Source organism: Streptomyces sp. NRRL S-87, from assembly GCF_000719335.1.
In the GTDB taxonomy this organism is placed as follows: Bacteria; Actinomycetota; Actinomycetes; order Streptomycetales; family Streptomycetaceae; genus Streptomyces.
In genome coordinates this window covers 15,940-33,838 of record NZ_JOGB01000058.1, presented here as the reverse complement: position 1 = coordinate 33,838, position 17,899 = coordinate 15,940, and the positions used below count along the sequence as shown (strand labels likewise).

The 17,899-nt window shown below is 74.3% G+C and carries 11 protein-coding genes; 1 reads left to right on the top strand and 10 read right to left on the bottom strand.

The window, feature by feature from the left end; all coding sequences use genetic code 11:
* Window positions 1–127: 127 nt before the first annotated feature.
* The 5 genes from IF43_RS0128565 to IF43_RS0128545 form a co-directional block, all read right to left on the bottom strand.
* Window positions 128–3,112, bottom strand: a complete 2,985-nt coding sequence (locus IF43_RS0128565) for an NHLP bacteriocin export ABC transporter permease/ATPase subunit (RefSeq protein ID WP_051796363.1) — start codon at window positions 3,110–3,112, stop codon at window positions 128–130.
* Window positions 3,109–5,397 (bottom strand): NHLP family bacteriocin export ABC transporter peptidase/permease/ATPase subunit, encoded by a 2,289-nt coding sequence (locus IF43_RS0128560; protein ID WP_051796361.1) that lies wholly within the window; start codon window positions 5,395–5,397, stop codon window positions 3,109–3,111. The genes IF43_RS0128565 and IF43_RS0128560 overlap by 4 nt, the downstream gene beginning before the upstream one ends.
* A 4-nt stretch (window positions 5,398–5,401) precedes the next feature.
* Window positions 5,402–6,214, bottom strand: a complete 813-nt coding sequence (locus IF43_RS0128555; protein WP_030207001.1) for an HlyD family efflux transporter periplasmic adaptor subunit — start codon at window positions 6,212–6,214, stop codon at window positions 5,402–5,404.
* Between the two features lie 23 nt (window positions 6,215–6,237).
* Window positions 6,238–7,716, bottom strand: a complete 1,479-nt coding sequence (locus tag IF43_RS0128550; RefSeq protein WP_051796360.1) for a SagB family peptide dehydrogenase — start codon at window positions 7,714–7,716, stop codon at window positions 6,238–6,240.
* A gap of 83 nt (window positions 7,717–7,799) precedes the next feature.
* Window positions 7,800–10,052: a TOMM precursor leader peptide-binding protein gene (locus IF43_RS0128545; protein ID WP_030206994.1), complete on the bottom strand. Its 2,253-nt coding sequence runs from the start codon at window positions 10,050–10,052 to the stop codon at window positions 7,800–7,802.
* A gap of 277 nt (window positions 10,053–10,329) precedes the next feature.
* Here IF43_RS0128545 and IF43_RS43605 point away from each other — a divergent pair, with 277 nt between their 5' ends.
* On the top strand, window positions 10,330–12,843 hold the full coding sequence (locus IF43_RS43605) for a LuxR family transcriptional regulator (protein WP_078910527.1): 2,514 nt from the start codon (window positions 10,330–10,332) through the stop codon (window positions 12,841–12,843).
* 116 nt (window positions 12,844–12,959) lie between these two features.
* On the opposite strand, the gene IF43_RS0128535 is transcribed toward IF43_RS43605, so the two are convergent.
* The 5 genes from IF43_RS0128535 to IF43_RS0128515 form a co-directional block, all read right to left on the bottom strand.
* A complete protein-coding gene (locus tag IF43_RS0128535) occupies window positions 12,960–14,366 on the bottom strand; it encodes an NAD(P)/FAD-dependent oxidoreductase (RefSeq protein ID WP_037890457.1) in 1,407 nt (468 codons plus the stop codon).
* A gap of 180 nt (window positions 14,367–14,546) precedes the next feature.
* On the bottom strand, window positions 14,547–15,155 hold the full coding sequence (locus IF43_RS38365; RefSeq protein ID WP_051796359.1) for a VOC family protein: 609 nt from the start codon (window positions 15,153–15,155) through the stop codon (window positions 14,547–14,549).
* A complete protein-coding gene (locus tag IF43_RS38360) occupies window positions 15,065–16,051 on the bottom strand; it encodes a hypothetical protein (protein WP_158939539.1) in 987 nt (328 codons plus the stop codon). Before IF43_RS38360 ends, IF43_RS38365 begins: the two co-directional genes overlap by 91 nt.
* A 37-nt stretch (window positions 16,052–16,088) precedes the next feature.
* Window positions 16,089–16,961 carry an alpha/beta fold hydrolase gene (locus IF43_RS38355; protein ID WP_030206983.1) on the bottom strand — a complete coding sequence of 291 codons (873 nt, stop codon included), beginning with the start codon at window positions 16,959–16,961 and terminating at the stop codon, window positions 16,089–16,091.
* Window positions 16,958–17,896 carry a Rieske 2Fe-2S domain-containing protein gene (locus IF43_RS0128515; RefSeq protein ID WP_030206977.1) on the bottom strand — a complete coding sequence of 313 codons (939 nt, stop codon included), beginning with the start codon at window positions 17,894–17,896 and terminating at the stop codon, window positions 16,958–16,960. Before IF43_RS0128515 ends, IF43_RS38355 begins: the two co-directional genes overlap by 4 nt.
* Between the last annotated feature and the right edge of the window lie 3 nt (window positions 17,897–17,899).

Below are 17,899 nucleotides of genomic sequence, written 5' to 3'. Positions count from 1 at the left end.
CCCGGCGCCGGTCGGAGCGCCGTGGGCACGGGGGGTGGACATGTGAGGTCCGGTCGGATCATCTCATCCGCAACCGGCCTCGAGGTACGGTACGCCGGATTGCGGACGTCACCGACTGCCTTGTCGGTCAGGACATCTGAGGGCCCGCCAGACGTGCGAAGACGCCGTCGGCGTCCGCGATCAGTTCCTCGTACGTGCCCTGCTGGACGATCCGGCCGCGGTCCATGACGACGATGCGGTCGGCGTCCACGACGGTGGACAGCCGGTGCGCGATGACGATCCGGGTGGCGTTCAGCCGCCGGGTGCTCTCGGCGACCAGGCCCTGCGTGGGGTTGTCGAGGGCGCTGGTCGCCTCGTCGAAGAAGACCATGCGGGGCCGGGCCACCAGGGCCCGCGCGATCATCAGGCGCTGGCGCTGGCCGCCGGAGAGGGTGTTGGTGCCCTCCGACAGGACGGTGTTCATGCCCATCGGCATGGCCCGGATGTCGTCGGCCAGGCCGGTCATCTCGGCCGCCGCCCACGCGTCGTCGAGGGTGTGGCCGCTGGTGCCGACGATGTTGGCGAGGATGTCGCCGGCCTGCAGCGCGCCGTTCTGGAGCACCACGCCGCACTGCCGGCGGACCGCCGAGACGTCGAGCTCGGCCAGGTCCTGGCCGTCGTACAGGACGCTGCCGGACAGCGGGGACTCGAAGCCCAGCAGCAGCCGCAGCAGGGTGGACTTGCCGCTGCCCGAGGCCCCGACGACGGCCACGAACTCTCCCGGGTGCACGGTGAGGCTGATGTCGTCGAGGACGACCGGGCCGTCCTGGCCGTACCGGAACGACAGGTGCGAGACCTTGATCCGGCCGGACAGGTCGCCGGGGTCGACCTTGGTGCCGTCGTTCTCCGGCTCCGCCTCGAGGATCGGCGCGAGCCGCTCCAGCATGGGCACGGTGCCCACCGCGGTGACGGCGGAGGCGGTGAACTGCAGGCCCGCCGAGAGCAGCAGGTTGAAGGCCGCGAAGAACGGCAGGAACGTGGCGAGCGGCACCTCGCCGTGCAGCGGCCCCGCCGTCACCGCGAACACCACGGCCGAACAGACCAGCGGGAAACCGGCGTTGAAGGTGGTCACGGAGTTCTGCACCCGGCGCACCCGCGCCGACAGGCCGTGGCCGCGGGCGGCCAGCCGGGTCCACTCGGCGAACGCGCGCTCCTCGGCCGCCGCCACCCGGAGCTTGGGCATGGCGGTGAGCATCTGGAAGACCATCGCGGACATGGCCTGTTCGTGCACGTACTCGCGCCTCGCCCAGCGCAGTTGGAGCCGGCCGGCGACCGCGGCGAACCCGATGCCCACGGCCGTCAGGCCGGTGGCGACGAAGGCCAGCGTCAGGTCGTAGCAGAAGACCAGCACCAGGTTGGCCAGGCCCGTCAGCAGCGCGAGGGTGGCCGTGGTGAGCATGCCGGAGAGCAGCTCCTGGGCCGCGGTGACACCGAGCACGGTGGTGCCCAGCTCGCCGGTGGAGTAGCGGGTGAAGAACGCGGCGGGCAGGGACAGCAGCCGGTTCCACAGGCCGGCCTGCATGGCGGCGCCCGAGCGGCTCTCCAGGCGGAGCACCGCGAGGTTCTGCACGACGGACAGGGCGGCCGTCACCAGGCCGGAGCCGATGACGACGAGCGAGCCCTGCACGATCAGGTTGCGGTCGGCGTCGGCCACGAACTCGGCGAGCACCTTGCCGGTCATCACCGGGATGATCAGCCCCAGCAGGGCGACCAGCACGCCGGTGGCGGCGAACCGGGCCAGGTCCCGGCCGTGCCCGAGGGACGGTGAGAAGCCGAACCGCAGCAGGCCGCGGACGTCGCGCACCCGGTCGGGCAGCGGCCGGTACAGGGCCACGGCCGTGTTCCGCAGCCGGGCCGCGGTCTCGGAGGTGAGCGGGACGACCTCGCCGTCGTCGACCATCACGTACCCGTGGCCGAGCGGCAGCACCGCGACCGGCCGGCCAGTGACGTGGTAGCCGAGGAGCGGACCGAGGTCGCTGGTCCACCAGCGGCCCTCCAGCCGGATGCCGCGGGTGCGGAAGCCGGAGGCCAGGGCGATGGCCCGCAGGTCGTCCACGACCCGGCCGCGGCCCCGGCCGCGGACCGGCGGACGGACGGAGAAGCCCTGGCGGGAGGCGACCAGCCGCACCGCGGCGAGCAGCGGCGGGTCGGCCGCCACGTCGGCGAGCCGCACCCGGGTGCCGGTGTCGTGCAGGACCGCGTCGAAGCTGCGGACGGCCAGGGCGAGGACCTTGCCGTCCTGGTCCCGGCGGGCCGCCAGCTCCGCGCGCTCGCGGGCCCGGTGGTGGGCGATGCGGTGGTCGACGGTGGCGCGCAGCCGGGCCGCGTGCTCGGTGAGCGCGGCGGTCAGCCGGCCCTGCCGGTAGAGGTCCAGGAGGGAGGCGGTGGCCAGCCGGGAGGTCTCCCGGGCGCGCAGCCAGTCCCCTTCGGTGAGGACCAGCTCGGCGCCGGGCCCGACCGGGGCCAGTGCGCCCGTGCCCGCGTCCGCGTCGGCGCCGGGGGCGGCGCCCTCGGTGGCCGGGTCGCCCTGCTCCAGCAGGCCGGACTCCACGCGCACGAAGCGCACGCCGTCGACGGAACGGGCGACGCCGCCGGCGTCGAGCTCCGTGCTGCCGGTGGTGGCCAGGGAGGTGAACTGGCGGGGCGGCAGGGCGCCGGGCAGTGCCTCGGCGAGGGCGGTGAGCCCGGCGGTCAGGCCGTCGAGGACGCGGGCGTGGTCGATTCCGGCGCCGCCGGTGGCGGGCTGGGGCAGGGTGGCCCGGCCCTGCCGGACCTCGTCGAGCAGGGACAGCGGCAGGGTGGTGAGGCGGGCGTCGAGGACGGGGCGGGCGACGACGGTGTGCCGGCTGTCGTCCGCCGTGCCGCAGACCAGCAGCATCCCGGCCTCGGCCCGGCACAGGAAGTAGCGCCGGCCGTGGCCCTCGTCCACCTCGCAGCCCGGGTCGGCCGCCTCGTCGGGGCCGCGGTCCACGGCGAACAGGTCGGCCGCACCCGACTCCACGTACAGGAGGGTCCCGGGGTCGTCGAGGCACACGGTCCGCGCCGGCGCGGCCGCGGCGAGGGGCGTCGTCATAGTGTGTCCTTCTCCTCGGAGCGGCTGGACTCGAACAGCGCGGCGTAGGGGCCCTGGGCGGCGAGGAGTTCGTCGTGGCTGCCGCGTTCGGCGATCGTGCCGCGGTCGAGGACGATGATCTCGTCCGCGTCGCGGACGGTGGACAGCCGGTGGGCGATGATCAGGCAGGCGCAGCCGCGGCGGCGCAGGTTGTCCATGACGGTGCGCTCGGTGGCCGGGTCGAGGGCGCTGGTGGCCTCGTCGAGGACGAGCAGCGTGGGGCGGGCCGCGAGCGCACGGGCCAGTTCCAGGCGCTGGCGCTGGCCGCCGCTGAAGTTGCTGCCGTGCTCCCACACGCGGGCGTTGAGACCGCCGGGGCGGGACATGACCTCGTCGAAGACCGCGGCGTCCTGGAGGGCGGCGAGGACGACCTCGTCGGGGACGGTGTCGTCCCACAGGGTCAGGTTGTCGCGCACGGTGCCGGCGAACAGGGCCACGTCCTGGTCGACGTACGCCATGGAGGCCGCCAGGACGGTGCGGGGCACCTCGTCACGGGGCCGGCCGCTGATCAGGACCTGGCCCGAGCGCGGTTCGTACAGGCCGGTCACGAGGCGGCCGACGGTGGACTTGCCGCTGCCGGAGCCGCCGACGATCGCGGTGCGCGAGCCGGGGCTGACGGTGAGGGTGAGGCCGGTGACGACCGGGTCGGCCAGCGGGCCGTAGCCGAACGTCACGTCACGCAGGGCGAGTTCGCCGCCGAGCCGGCCCACCGGGGCGTCGTCGTCCGGGCGCTCGCGGCCGGGCTCGAAGCAGCGGGCCTGCGGGTACTTCTCGACGTCGTGGATGCGCTTGAGGTCGGCGTTCATGTCCTGCAGGCGGCTGCCCAGGTTGGTGAGCTGGGTGACCGGGCGGCTGAGGGCGGCGAGCAGGGTCTGGAAGGTGACCAGGATGCCGATGCTCAGCGCGCCGTCGGCCACCCGCAGGCCGCCGACGAGCAGCAGGACGCCGATGTTGACCACGGCCAGCAGGGGCGGCAGCACGGTCAGGACCGCCGTGGTCTGGCCGAGGCGCTGCTGCGCGGTGGTGACCTTGGCGAGGAAGCCGGCCCAGCGGGTGAAGGCGTCGGGCTCGGCGCCGGTGGCCTTGACGGACTCGATGGTGGAGAGGGTGGCGAAGGTGGTGCCGACGAGGTTGCCGCGGTCGGCGCGCAGCGCGTCGACGGCGTCCTTGCGGGAGCGGGCGACGAGTTGCAGGACCAGGACGTTGAGCGCGGCGGTGGACAGGCCGAGGACGCCGAGCAGGACGTCGTAGCGGATCATCAGGCCGCCGTAGAAGACGACCAGGACGAGGTTGATGGTGGTGGCGGCGACGTCGCGGGAGAGGATCATCGCGACGGTGTCGTTGCTCGCCACGCGTTTGGCCACCTCGGCCGGGCGGCGTTGCAGGAAGAACTCGATGGGCAGCCGCAGCAGGTGCCGGAAGAACCGTGCGGAGGCCACCAGGCCGGTGCGGATCTCCATGCGCAGCAGGTAGTGCTGCTGCACGGAGGTCAGGACGAAGACCATCAGGGCGGTGACGGCCATCGCGGCGGCCAGCGGGAGCACGGCCGTGGGCGAGTCCGAGGTGAGCACCCGGTCGACGAAGACCCGGGAGTACGCGGCGCCGACGATGCCGGGCACGACCAGGAGCAGGCTGGCCAGCAGCACCAGCGGCAGGGCCCGCCCGGAGGGCAGGCGGCGGTCGATGAGCGCCGCCGCGGTGGAGCTGCGGCGGCCGCCGCGGGTGAAGTCGGGGCCGGGTTCGAAGGTGAGGACGATGCCGGTGTAGCCGGAGTCGAACTCGGACCACTCCATCAGGCGGGGGCCGGCGGCCGGGTCGTTGACGGCGACCTGGGTGCGGCCGAAGCGGGTGGTGATGCCCTCGACGACCATGAAGTGCTGGAAGGCCCAGAAGATGATGACCGGGCCGGTCCGGAGCTTCTCGGCGAGCTGGTCGGTCTCGGCCTGGAAGCCGCGGGCGACCATCCCGAAGGAGCGGGCGGCGGCCAGCACGGAGCTGGCCTTGGCGCCGTCGCGGGAGACGCCGCACAGGGCGCGCAGCTCCTCCAGCGGGACGTGCCGGCCGTAGTGGGCGAGGATCATCGACAGGCTGGCGGCTCCGCACTCCACCGACTCCATCTGGAGGACGGTGGGCACGCGGTGGGCGCGCCGGCGGGCCCAGCGGCGGGTGCGGGCGGCGCCCCGCTTGCGGCGGCGGGCCTCGCGGCGGGAGGTCGTCCCGGCGGGCCGGGTCTTCGTGTCGCTCATGGGCTCAGCGCCCCAGCACCAGGTCGAAGGGCGACTGGTTGCGCAGTTCGATCGAGGCGGACACGGTGGTCTGCGAGCCGAGCCGGACCGGCGGGGTGTTGGCGGAGCTCCAGGCGTAGCCGGAGGCGGAGTCCGCGTCGGGGATCAGGTCGACGGTGACGAGGCGCGGGGCCTGGCCGTGGTCGAAGTTGTCGACCGCCAGGTCGCCGCCGACGATGGCGGCGAGGGCCTCGCGGGTGAGCGGGTACGGGTCGACGCTGGTGACCCGGCCGCGCAGCAGGCCGAAGGCGGCCGGGGGCGCGGTGGAGACCGACAGGTCGACGGGCCGGCCGGGCACCAGCCGGGCCGCCCGTTCGGCCGGTACGAACACCAGGGCCACGAGGCGGTCCTCGGGCAGGTCGGTGCGTTCGACGGTGGCGACGGTGGCGCCGGTGCGGACGTACTGGCCGGTGTTGAGCGGGGCGCTGATGACCTTGCCGGTGAACGGACTGGTGATCGTGCGGACCTGTCCGGCCGGGTCGGTGAGGCGGGCGATGGCCTGGCCGGCCTTGACCTCCTCGGCGGGGCGCACCAGCAGCTCCTTGGCCATGCCGGTGTACGGGCTCTGCACCTGGCTGGTGCCGCCGGGGTGGGTGAGCACGCCCGGCGCGTCGACGGTGACGTCGAGCCGGGCCACCAGGGCCCAGCCGACGGCGCCCGCCATGACGATGAGGACGACGAAGACGGCGATCCAGCCGCGTGGTGCCGCGAGCATCACGGCGGCGTCGAGCTCGTCGGGCTCGCGCTTGCGCTGCAGGGCCTGGTAGCGGAACTTCACGGTGTTTCCCCCTCTTCCTTCCGTCAGTCGTCGTTGGAGGGTCTGGTGCCCTCGGTGGTGGTCGGTGCGGGGGCGTCCCCGGCGGGCTCGGCGGGCGGCCGGCTGCCGAGGACGAGCTCGCCGACGGTGCCCTCCAGCAGCGGGTCGCGGCCGCTCGCGGCGGCGAACGCGGCGGTGTCGCCGCCGCCGAGGCCGCAGACCGCCAGGCCCATGGCCGTGGCGACGAGGTAGACGGTCTGGTAGAGCACGCCGACGTGCTTGAGCACGAGCGGGTAGGCGACCGTCTCGTACTTCCACATGACGCGGCCGAAGCGGGCCGCGACCAGCAGGACGACCTGCGGGTCGTCCTGCATCATCGTCGCGTCGCGGGCCTCCTTGACCAGGGCGCCGGTGGCCGGGCCCGGGGCGGCGACCAGCTCGAGCTCGTGGCGGTCGGGCGCGTAGCGGTAGAGCCCCGGCTCCAGGCCGTCGCACCGGGTGACCAGCGGGTAGACCTCCAGCTCGTGGACGGCTCCGCCGCTGGGCAGCGGTCGGTCCGCGAGCTCCTGGCCGTCGCTGCCGGTGAAGGTGGAGCGGATGCGGACGGTCCGGTAGAGCAGCTCGGCGAGCTGGGCGAGCGTGATCGGGGCCGCGGGGTCGTGGGCGCGGACGGAGGTGCGCCGCTCGATGGCCTCGGTCAGGGTGAGGTCCCGGGCGGCGATCTCCTCGAGGTCGGGTACGGGCAGCGCGACCCGGGGGCCGTCGCCGACCGGAGCCGCCACGGGCTCGGGGGCGAAGCGGTCGCCGAGCGGGTACGTACCGCCGTAGCCGGGAGCGCTGGCGGGCGTGCGGGTGCGGGCGTGGAAGGCCCGGTCGAGCGGGTCCCACTGGAGGCTGCCGCGGTCCTCGGCCTCCGGGTCTGCGTCGGGGCCGCCGGGGGCCAGGGCGCCCGCGGTGGCCAGCAGGCGCAGCAGCGGCGCGGGGACCCGGTCGGCCGGGTCGGTCCAGGTGGTCAGGGCCGGGAGCAGCGCGGCGGCCGCGGTGCCGAGTTCCACGGCGAGCGGGCTGCCGGGGGCGCGCAGGGCGAGGGTGCCGTCGGCGGGCAGGAGGAGGGCGTGCCGGCTGACGCGTACGGGGCCGCGCGGGGCGGGCCTGAGGGTGGTGCCGCCGCGGCCCACGGTGACCAGGCGGGCGAAGGTCGAGCCGTCGGGGCCGGTCACGGCGTGCTCCAGCAGGCCGGCGGCCTCCAGCCGGGCGCGCAGCATCTGCCAGCGCAGCAGGCCCGTCTCGCCGTCGTGGGCCACGACGTGGGCGGTGACCGCGGCCTCGTCCTGGTCGTCCTTGGCGAGGGCGTGCAGCGCGGCGGTCGCGCCCGGCGTGAGCTTCAGGGCCACGGAGCCGCCGGAGCGGGTGGTGATGCGGCCGTCCTCGAAGGCCGCGCCCCGGGCCAGCCGGCTGGTGAGGGTGTACGCGCCGGCAGCGGTCTCCGGCGCCCCGCCCGGGTTGATGGTCGTACTGGTCATGGCTCCAGCCCTGGGGTAGGGGCGCGGGCCAGGGCGCGTGCGTGCAAGCCCTGGCCCGCGGGTCGGACGGGTGGTGGGCGCTTCTAGAAGAAGACGTTCCAGCTGTTCAGGTCGGCCTCGGCGGTGGGCTCGTCGAGGAGCCCGAGGCGGACCGGGGCGTCGTACAGCCGGCCGGGACCGACCCGGCGCCAGAAGTGGCGCAGGCCCGGGGCGATCACCTTGACGACGTTGAGTTCGAGGTCGGGCCGGGTCTGGTCGATGACGATGACCTCGGAACCGGCCTCCCTGATGCGGTCGACCTGGTCGCGGATGCGGGCGGCGAGGTCGAAGCCGGCCGGCGGACCGACCTTGGTGGCGGGCAGGTCCGGGTCGGGCAGGAGCCAGGGCTCCTTCTCGACCGTGGCCTCCTTCAGCCAGGTCATGGTCTCGAGGTCGTCGACGAGGTAGGCGGTGTTCCCGTCGGCGTCGCGGTTCTCGATCATCGGCAGGAACTGGTTGAGCTCGGTGAGGGCCCGGAAGGCGGCGACGCGCGGGTCGGGGTGGGCACCGAAGCCGACCATGATGTCCTCGACGCTGTGGCGGCGCCGGGAGGCGGCGACGTACACCGGCATCCCGAGGTCGAAGCTGAGGTCCATCATCCACAGGTCGCGGTCCTGGGCGTCGTAGTAGGCGCGCAGCTGGTCGACGTACGGGTCCTGGAGCGAGTCCATGTCGAAGGCGGGGCGGCGCAGCCGGTTGTACCACCAGAGGGCGACGGCGTCGCGCTCGGTGAGCTCGCACAGGCCCTGCAGGATAGCTTCCTCGAGGGTGTTGCCGGCGGCGCTGCCGTTGGAGTCGGCGATGCAGAAGAAGTGGTCCTTGAGGTCCGGGTGGCCGTACCAGGAGTAGGCGGCCGGGACCAGGCGCTCCTCGTCGTGGGTGAGCGACCAGCCGCGGGTCCAGTCGATCGCGGCGTCCTCGGGGAAGGGGTCCGGGACCTTGTGCAGCCGGTTGGCGGGGTCCTGGTTCCACTGCTCGCGGCCGGCGACCTGCGCCTCGGAGAAGTGCAGCAGGCGGCTGGGGTGGACGGCCGACTTCGGGTCGAGGTCCTGGTAGGCGGCGCGCAGGACGGGCTCGTCGCCGCGCCAGACGCCGACGTAGCGCTCGATGGCCTCGCAGACGGCGCTGACCTTGGCCTGGATCTCCGAGCGGCCCTTGCCGCCGCTCTGCCCGCGCAGGTTGCGGCGCAGCAGGTCCATGCTGTCGTTGACCATCGCGAAGTTGTGGCCGGCCGCGAAGCTGTAGGTCAGCGTGTTGTTCTCGGGGGTGTGCGACACCAGCTTGGTGATGGCGCCCAGGTAGGGGCTGATGTGCTTCTCCAGGCGGGCCAGGGTGGCCTCGGGGCTGGTGACGCGGTAGCCGCCGTCGCTGGTGTGGCGGGCCTCCTCCGGGGCCAGGACGATCTTCGGGCTGCGCTCGCTGACCAGGGCCGGGTTGCCGCAGGAACGGCACTGCGGCTGGCGGATCAGCCGGTGGCGCTCGGTGGTCAGGGTGGCGAGGTCGAGGGTGACCATCTGCCCGCACAGGGCGCCGGGTTCGCCGGTGGCGGCGATGCGCGCGGTCTCGGCGGCGATGAGGCCGGCGGCGGCGAGCGGGCCGGCCGCGATGCCGGCGAGGGCCGGGTGGCGGGGCACGGTCTCGCCGCGCTTGCCGGCCAGGTAGCGCTCCAACTGCCGGTTGCCGGACAGGCGCTGGGCCAGGCAGGACCAGCAGCCGGTGTGGTCCGGGTCGAGGAACGGGCCGATCCACGGGGCGACACCGCCGGTGCGGGCCAGCAGCCAGGGCCGGGCGGCGGCCAGCTGGAGCTCGTTGCGGCGCTCGAGCGCCGGGTCGAGGTAGTCGTCGACGAGGACGACGGCCACGCCCTCCTCGGGGACCTCGTCGAACGCGCCGGTACGGGCGGCCAGTCCGAGCGCGCGCACGGCGGCGAGGACCGGCTCGGGGTCCACGCCGGGCGCCGCGGAGACGGTGACCGGGGCGGTGCCGAGGGTGGCTGCGGGGTCGACGCCGAGGGCGTCCCAGTAGGCGAGGGTGCCCTCCGGCAGGTCCGGACGGCCCTCGGCCAGGTGCCCGGCGGCCTTGAAGCGGGTGATCGCCTGGAACACGGCGGGGATGGGCAGCGTGCCGGCCAGCGCCTGCACGATCTCCATGACGGTGTGCCGTCCGTCGAGGTACGGCACCACCGCCGCGGCCGCCTTGCCGGGCACCAGGTAGTCCTGGCCCTCCGCATAGAGGAAGACCCGCTCCCCGTCCAGCACCTCGACGTGGAAATGGGCCTTGAGCCGCGGCTTTTCCATCTGTCCCCCTCTGTTCTCACGATCAGCCCTGACGTGGCATCACGCTCCCCACCCAAACACGGGGACAGCCGGGGGTAAATGCTTCACCTGATACGCAGAGCAACCCTGAAATACGTATCGGTAGGCCGCGATTCGTACGTACCGAGAAGCGGTCGGGCGTACGGCGGATGGTGCGGAGTTGAACAGTCCGGCTACCAGGGTTACCGCGGGAACCAACAGGGCCCGAGGTCACGTCCATTGGCTTGATCTGCACCCTACGGAATGCGACATTGAACCAATGCATTCACCCAACGGGGATCTGTACCACCGTGAACGTGAGACAGCACTTCTCCGGGAGGCCGTTGACGAACTCGCCCTGGGACGCCCGACCGTGGCCACCGTGCACGGGACGCGCGGTATCGGCAAGTCCGCTTTGCTGAACTCCATTCCCGGGATGCTTCCCCCTCACACCCTGGTCCTGCGGGCGCGCTGCCATCCCAGCGAGAGCCAGTTCCCGTACAGCATGGTGAGCCAGCTCTTCGACCCGGTGCTCGGCGGCGCCGTCGGCGGCGACGTGCCCGTACCGGGTCCCGAGCAGGAGGGCCGGCCCACCCACGAGGCGCTGCTGACGCTGCTGCGCGCGACCCGGTCGCTGGCCGTGGACCGGCCGGTCGCCATCCTCGTCGACGACCTGATCTACGCCGACGAGCCCTCGCTGCGCTGGTTCTCCTACATCGCGCGCCGGCTGGACGACCTGCCGGTCCTGCTGGTGGCCACGCTGCCGGCCAGCGCCGCCGCGCAGGTGACGGACGAGCTCGGGCCGCTGCCGTACCTGCTGCGCCTGTGGCCGGAGCCGCTGTGCGAGACCTGCACGACCGAACTGGTGGACCGCGCCTTCGACAGCCCGGTCGACCAGGAGCTGGCCGCGCTGTGCCACACGCTCGCGCACGGCAACCCGCTGGTCCTGCACGACCTGGTGACGCGGCTGCGGCGTACGCACGTGCCGCCGGGCGCGCCCGACCCGGACCAGGTGCTGCCGATCGGCTCGCAGGCGCTGTCGGAGACCGTGCTGGCCTGGCTCGACGAGGACGACCCGGCCGCGAGCGAGCTGCTGACCCAGCTGGCCGTGCTCGGGCCCGACACCGACCCGGCCGTGTGCGGGGCGCTCTCGCAGCGCGGCGAGGTGCACGAGCAGCAGGCCCGCGAGGCGCTCGTCCGGGCCGGGCTCCTGGAGGCAGGCCCGGCCGCCCGGTTCGCGCACTGCGCGGTACGGCCGGCCGTCCTGGCCCGGGTGTCCGCCCACGAGCGGCTGGAGCTGCACGGCCGGGCGGCCGCCGTCCTGGCCCGGCTGGGCGCGCCGGCCCGGCAGACCGCGGAGCACCTGCTCAAGGCGGGCTGCGGGTGGGGGCTCGACGTGCTGCGCGGCGCGGGTGCCCAGGCGGCCGGCGTCGGCGACCACGAGTCCGCGGCGCGCTACCTGCGGCGGGCGCTGGCCCTGCTGGACGAGTCGGGCGACGGGGCCGACGAGGACGCGCAGGAGCGTGCTGAATCGTTTCTCGACCTGACCGTGCGGCTCGGCGCCGTCGAACTGCACCGCGACCTGGACGCCTGCGTCCGGCAGGCCTCGGCGGCCGCCGACAGTCCGCTCGGCCCGGTCCGGCGCGCCGAGGCGCTGGCCCGGCTCGCCTCCCCCGCGCTGGTCGCCCGCATCGAGGGCGCCCAGCCCTTCGTCCGGGTCTGCGGGGAGCTGGCCGCGCTGGCCGCGCCGCCGCGCGAGCACCTGCTGCGGCTGACCGCCCAGAGCCTGCTGACCGGGCACCGGTCGGGGCTGCGCCGGGCTGCCCGCCTGGCCGCCGGCGTGCCCTGGGACACGCCCGCGCTCTCCTTCGGCGGGGCGCTCGCCGCGGCCGCGGCGGCCAGCGGCCGCTTCGGCACCGCGCGCCGGATGGCCCAGCGGGTCGCGGCCGGCCCCGCCGGCGCGGCCGACGGGGCGGCGCCCGCCACGACGGCCGGCCTGGTGGGCGCCGCGCTGGCGTTGACCTGGACCGGCGACCTGGGCGTGGCGGCCGTCCTGGCCGACCGGCTGATCAGCACCGCGCGGGCGGCCGACGACCTGGCCAGCGTGCTGCTGGGCCACCTGATCTGCGGCGAGATCCACCACCGGCGGGGCGAGGCGACCGCCGCACTCGCCGACGCCGAGACCGCGCTGCGGCTGGCCCGCCGGCTGGGCACCTCGGCACTGGCCTGCGCGGCGGTGTCGAGCGCGGCCCGTGCCCTGGTGGTGCTGGGCAAGGTCGGCGAGGCGGCGGCGCTGCTGGCCGACGAGCCGTCGGCCGGGGACGCCCACCCGTTCATCAAGGCCCTCTCGCTGCAGGCGCACGGCACGGTCGCCGCCGCCCGCGGCCGGCACGCCGAGGCGGTGGGGCTGTTCCTGGACTGCGGGCACCGGCTCGCGCTGCGCGGCATCACCAATCCCGCGTGCGTGACGTGGCGGGCGCAGGCCGCGCAGTCGTACCTGGCGCTCGGCGAGGTCTCGGCCGCCGAGACCATCCTCGACGGCGCGCCGCAGGAGCCGGCGGGCCCGGCCCGGTCCACCGCCCCGGCGCCGGAGCGGACCCTGCTCAGCCCCGCGGAGCTGCGGGTGGCGGGGCTCGTCGTACGCGGCTGCTCCAGCCTGGAGGTCGCCGAGAAGCTGTTCCTCAGCAAGCGCACGGTCGACACGCACCTGGGCCGCATCTACCGCAAGCTCGGCATCCACAGTCGGCACGAGCTCGCGGGCGCGCTCGGCGAGGAGGTGGAGGTACTCGTCTGACCGCATGGGGTCCGGATGCTCCGCTCTCCCTGGGGGGACGTACGCCGACACCCCCCGATCCGGTCGTGGGCGGGGCCTTGCGGCCCCGCCCACCCGTGCGCACCGCCCTCGGGGGCTCAGGCGTGCGCCGTCTCCGCGGCCCGGCCGGCCCGGCCGATGCCCAGCTGCGGAGTGGTCTTCAGGAACAGCCCGGTGGCCGCGTCGTGGCTGTCGAGGTCGTGCTGCCGGGACATCCGTGCGGCGAGCACGTCCTGGGGCAGCGGCGTCGCGCCGCCCGCCCGCGCCGCGTCGTCGAGGTCGAGGACACCGGCCGTGAGCGCGGCGAAGGCCTCGCTGTCGGGCGCGGAGCGCATCGGCTCGGGGGCGGGGCGCTGGTTCATCAGCTCCGGGTGGCGGCCCCGGGCGAGCCGCTGGGCGAGCCAGAAGTACGTGGCCTTGCCGCGGTACTGCTCGTAGAAGCCGGCCACCATCGAGAACATGCGGGCGTACGCGTTGCGGTAGAGCGACTCGTAGAAGGAGAGCGCCTCCTCCTCGGTCACCTCGCCCGCGTCCTGCGCGAGGATGGAGGCTGCCGCCAGCATCCCGCTGTACATGGCGAGGTGGACGCCGGTCGACAGCAGCGGGTCGAGGAAGCAGGCGGAGTCGCCGGCGAGGAAGTAGCCGGGCCCGCAGAAGCTCTCCGCCGTGTACGAGAAGTCCTGCTCGACCCGGACGTCGTGCTGGAACTCGCCGTGCGCCACCAGGTCCCGTACGGTCTCCGACTCCTGCACCGCGTCGAGGAACAGGGACTCCACGTCCGCGTACCGCTGCTTGCGCTTGAGGAAGTGGTCCTGGTGGGTCACGAAGCCGACGCTGTACACGTCGTCCGCCAGCGGGATGACCCAGTACCAGCCCTCGGGCGCGGAGATGACGTTGATCCCGCCCTTGGGGGTGCGGGGCAGCAGCTCGCCGCCCTTGTAGTAGCCCCAGACCGCGACGTTGCGGAACACGTCATGCGGGGTGCGGTTGCCGAGGTGGCGCACGGAGATCAGGCCGGCGCGGCCGGTGGCGTCGATGACGTGGTCGGCGCGGGTGGTGTGCTCCTGACCCTCGTGGGTCCACTCCACGCCCGCGGCGCGGCCGTCCTCGAAGAGCACCTTGCGGGCCTGGGCGCCCTCGATGACCTCGACGCCCTGGGAGGCGGCGTGCCGCAGCAGGACCTCGTCGAAGTCCGCGCGGTCGACCTGCCAGGAGGTCTGGGCGGTGGTGCCGAAGATCTCGGGCCAGTCCACCACCCAGTCGCGCTCGGCGCCCCAGCGCAGCAGGAGGCCCTCCTTGACCATGTAGCCGCGCTCGGCCACCTTGTCGAGGGCGCCGGCCAGTTCGATGATGGACCGGCAGGAGGTCGCCACGGATTCCCCGATGTGGTAGCGGGGGAAATGCGCGCGCTCCAGCAGTTTCACGCGCGCGCCCTGCCGGGCCAGCAGCGCCGCGGCGATGGAGCCTGCCGGCCCGCCGCCCATGACCACGATCTCGGATGCCATCGGTTCACCTTTCCCCACCCGTTCCCCCGGTGGAATCCGCCGCATTCCGCACGGCCGGGTCGGCCGGGGAATTCGTCGCAGCGGGGGTTTTTCTTCCGGGAGAAACCCTTGCACGGCGGGTGAGTTCGGATGAACAGGCGGAGATGCGCAGTAGCGGAATTACGTAATCCCGCCGCATGCTTAACCGGCGGCGGGGAGCTCCGTCACGGCGAACACCGCGCCCCAGGGGTCGGCGAGGAGGCCGGGCGCCGGGCTCCGGGCGCCCGCGGCCCGGGCGAGGTCCTCGAAGGCGCCGACGTCGGCCACCCCGAAGCTCGGCACCCAGCGCGGTGCGTCCGCCCGCTCGGTCGCCGGGTGCGTACCGCTCACCCCGTGGTAGAACGCGGCCGACTCCTCCGGACGGGGGGTCTGCAGGGTGGCGCCGGTCAGGGCGCCGGGCTCGTCGACGAGGACCACGCCCTCGTCGTGGGCGCCCTGCCAGAGCCCGAAGGGGGCGCCGACCGGGTCGACGGCGAGGCTGAGCCGGCCGTTCCCGCCGGCCGGGACGGCCCGGACCAGGAGGCGGGCGCCGCGCTGCTCGGCCCGCCGGCCGGCCCCGTCGAGGTCCTTCGCCGCGAGGTACACGCTCCACGCCGAGCCGAACCGGGGGCCCGCCGGGCTCGGCCCGAGGCCCCCGACGATCTCGCCGCCGAGCAGGATCAGGTGGTAGCCGCGGCCGCCCTCGCGTCGGAACTCCCAGCCGAAGAGAGCAGCGTAGAAGTCCTTGGCACCGGTGGGGTCGACTCCCACGTGGTCGACCCAGCAGGGTGTTCCCTCGGTGTAGGCGGTACGGCGGGGCACGGCACGGCTCCCTTCGCGAGCACGGTCAGTCGGTCGTCGAGCAGGTCGGCGGCCTCCTCGGCCCCGCCGGACTCGGGCAGCAGCAGGCGCAGTCGCGGGGCGACGGCGAACGCGGGATCGGCGCCGGCGTCGGGCGGCCACACCGAGAGGGCGAAGTCCCGCTCCTCCAGGTGGCACCGCTGGCCGCCGGTGGTGCACAGCCGCACCAGCGTGGCCGGGCCCAACCGCTCCCCGATGCCCACGGTCTCGATCAGCCGCTCGGGGCGCACCCGGACGAAGTCACCGGTCAGCGGCGACCGGGCGGAGCGCACGTCCGGCGCGCCGTCGACGAGGCCGGCTGCGCGGGCGGTCTCCAGGGCGGGGCCGCGCAGCGCGAGCGGCAGCTGGAAGGGCAGGGTGTGGCCGGTGACGCGGTCGACGACCAGGTACTGGGCGGAGACCATGCGCCAGCCCCGCCCGCCGAGGGCGAGGGCCACCGAGTTGCGGGGCGAGCCGATACCGCCGACGAGCGCGACGACGCTGTCCTTGCGGGTCAGTACGGCGGCCTGGACGACGGCGTAGCGCTGGTTCATGGCCGCGAAGGGCGGCAGCACCGGCGGGATGCCGCCGATGCCGTGGTAGGGCAGTCGGCGCAGCAGTCGGCCTTCGCCGTCGACGACCCGCACCTCGTTTCCGGTGGCCCCCGAACCGGCCCGCTGGGCGAAATGCACGACGAGTGCCGCCCGTTCGAGTCCGGCACCTTCCTCCAAGAGGTGTGGTCCGAAGAAGAACGACAGGTCCGCCTGCTCCACCACCCCCATCACTTGGAGGATCGCCCCAAAGAACTCGAGCGCGAATACCGGCATGTCCCCCCAGCCCCCCGTTTTGCTTAGGTTGATCACTTTATACGGGCACGCGTTCGACCGGATGCCCTTCGTCGGTCCCGCGCGCCGAAAGGTGGTCGAGCAGTGGCGCGGCAACGGTCCATGGCTGTTCTAGTAGAGGCAAGTGCCCTGCGCTAGGTACGAGTTGAGCCACACATGCGGGGAGCACGCGGGACAGCAGCGCGGCGTTGGAGTGGAACACGGGCATGTCGTCGCTGCCCGTCAGTACGAACGTACGAGCAGTGATGGCCGCCAGGTCGTCCTCCGTGTGCACGTGGGCACTGAGTCCGGCCATCGACCCGTCGGAGAGCTCGGCCCAGGAGTGGCGCGCCACCACCTCCCGTATCTCCGCGCGGAGTTCCGGGTGGCCCTCGGTCCCCTTGAAGATGTCCGGTGGCGCGGCCATCCACAGGTCGGCCAGCTGCTCGGCTGCGGCCGCGCCGCGCATCCGGCGCAGCATGAGCAGCTCGATGTAGCGCTTGCGCGCGGCCGGGTCGGGCGGGCCGCCGGCCGGGGTGGGCGCGCCGAGGACGAGGCGGTCGACCGCGTCCGGCCGCGCGAGGGCCATCTGGAGGACGACGGTGGAGCCGAAGGACAGGCCCACCCAGCGCCGGGCCCCCTCGGCCCGGGCGACCTCCGCCACCTGGTCCGCGACCTCGGGCAGGGTCGTGCCCGGGCGCAGCGGTGCGGAGCCGCCGTGACCGGGGAGGTCGACGCCGACGTGGCGCAGGCCCGGCAGCAGGCGCCACAGGGGACGCCAGAGGGTGGCGTCCATGGTGTAGCCGTGCACCCACAGCACGGTGGGGCCGCTGCCGTACGTGTACGTGCGCAGGCCGGCGCACTGGCCGGCGCGCTCGCCCGGCAGCGGCTCGCGGGACGCGTGGCGCGTCACGACGCCTCCCGCGGGTCGAGCTCGGTGAAGCCCGCGCAGAACTCCCGGTACGCGACCACGGCCGCGTCGGCGGCGTCGTAGCGGGGCGTCACGCGGGGGTTGAGGTGCTCCCAGACGACGACGTCCTCGGCCAGCGCCCGCCGGCTGCCGGCGATCAGCATCGGCAGCTGGTCCTCGCGCCCCTCGCCCACGCCCACCGCGACGCGCGCGACGCAGCCGCCGCGCCCGTCGGGCACCGCGCCGGTGACGATGACGTGCACCTCGCTGCTCGGCCCGAACTCGGTGACCACGACGGCCGGGCTGAACGCGCGGGCGTGGAAGCGGGGTACGTACGACGGCGCGGCGGCCTGCCCCTGCCCCGCGGCCTTGCCGCGCCACGGCGAGGCCGGCATCGGGAACTCGCCGTCCATCACCAGCTCGCCGTGCGCGCCCGCACGGTGGTGCATCCCGCGCACCCGGTGGACCTTGTGCAGCGCGGTGAAGTGGTCCGTGTCGAAGGCGTTCTCCACGATCAGGTCCGCGGCCGCGGCGACCGGCTGCTCCACGGCCTTGACCAGCGGCTTGGTCGCGGACAGCTCCTTGAGCAGCGCCCGCATGCCGCGGTCGTCCTCGGGTCCGTCGGTCAGCCGCACGAACACCGCGTCGCCGCACACGACCACCTCGTGCTCGCGCACCCAGGGCCGGCTGCCCTCCCCCGCGGGCTCCCCGAGCCCGATGCGCCGGCCGTGGAACGGGCAGACCAGGCAGCCGCGCTCCACGCGGCCGCCGTGGCCGAGGTGCGCGCCCCGGTGCGGGCAGTCCGCGTCGTACGCCCGCAGCTCCCCGTCCGCGCCGCGCACGGCCACCAGCCGCCGCGTGCCGATGTCCAACGGGACCACCTCGCCGTCCAGTTCGGACGCGAAGGCGGCCAGGTACCACCCCGAGTGCACGTTCATCTC

What these genes read in the sequence shown, in the direction of transcription:
- IF43_RS0128565 (WP_051796363.1), bottom strand. Translation starts at nt 3,112, where the DNA reads ATGACGACGCCCCTCGCCGCGGCCGCGCCGGCGCGGACCGTGTGCCTC.
- IF43_RS0128560 (WP_051796361.1), bottom strand. Translation starts at nt 5,397, where the DNA reads ATGAGCGACACGAAGACCCGGCCCGCCGGGACGACCTCCCGCCGCGAG.
- IF43_RS0128550 (WP_051796360.1), bottom strand. Translation starts at nt 7,716, where the DNA reads ATGACCAGTACGACCATCAACCCGGGCGGGGCGCCGGAGACCGCTGCC.
- IF43_RS0128545 (WP_030206994.1), bottom strand. Translation starts at nt 10,052, where the DNA reads ATGGAAAAGCCGCGGCTCAAGGCCCATTTCCACGTCGAGGTGCTGGAC.
- IF43_RS43605 (WP_078910527.1), top strand. Translation starts at nt 10,330, where the DNA reads ATGCATTCACCCAACGGGGATCTGTACCACCGTGAACGTGAGACAGCA.
- IF43_RS0128535 (WP_037890457.1), bottom strand. Translation starts at nt 14,366, where the DNA reads ATGGCATCCGAGATCGTGGTCATGGGCGGCGGGCCGGCAGGCTCCATC.
- IF43_RS38360 (WP_158939539.1), bottom strand. Translation starts at nt 16,051, where the DNA reads ATGCCGGTATTCGCGCTCGAGTTCTTTGGGGCGATCCTCCAAGTGATG.
- IF43_RS0128515 (WP_030206977.1), bottom strand. Translation starts at nt 17,896, where the DNA reads ATGAACGTGCACTCGGGGTGGTACCTGGCCGCCTTCGCGTCCGAACTG.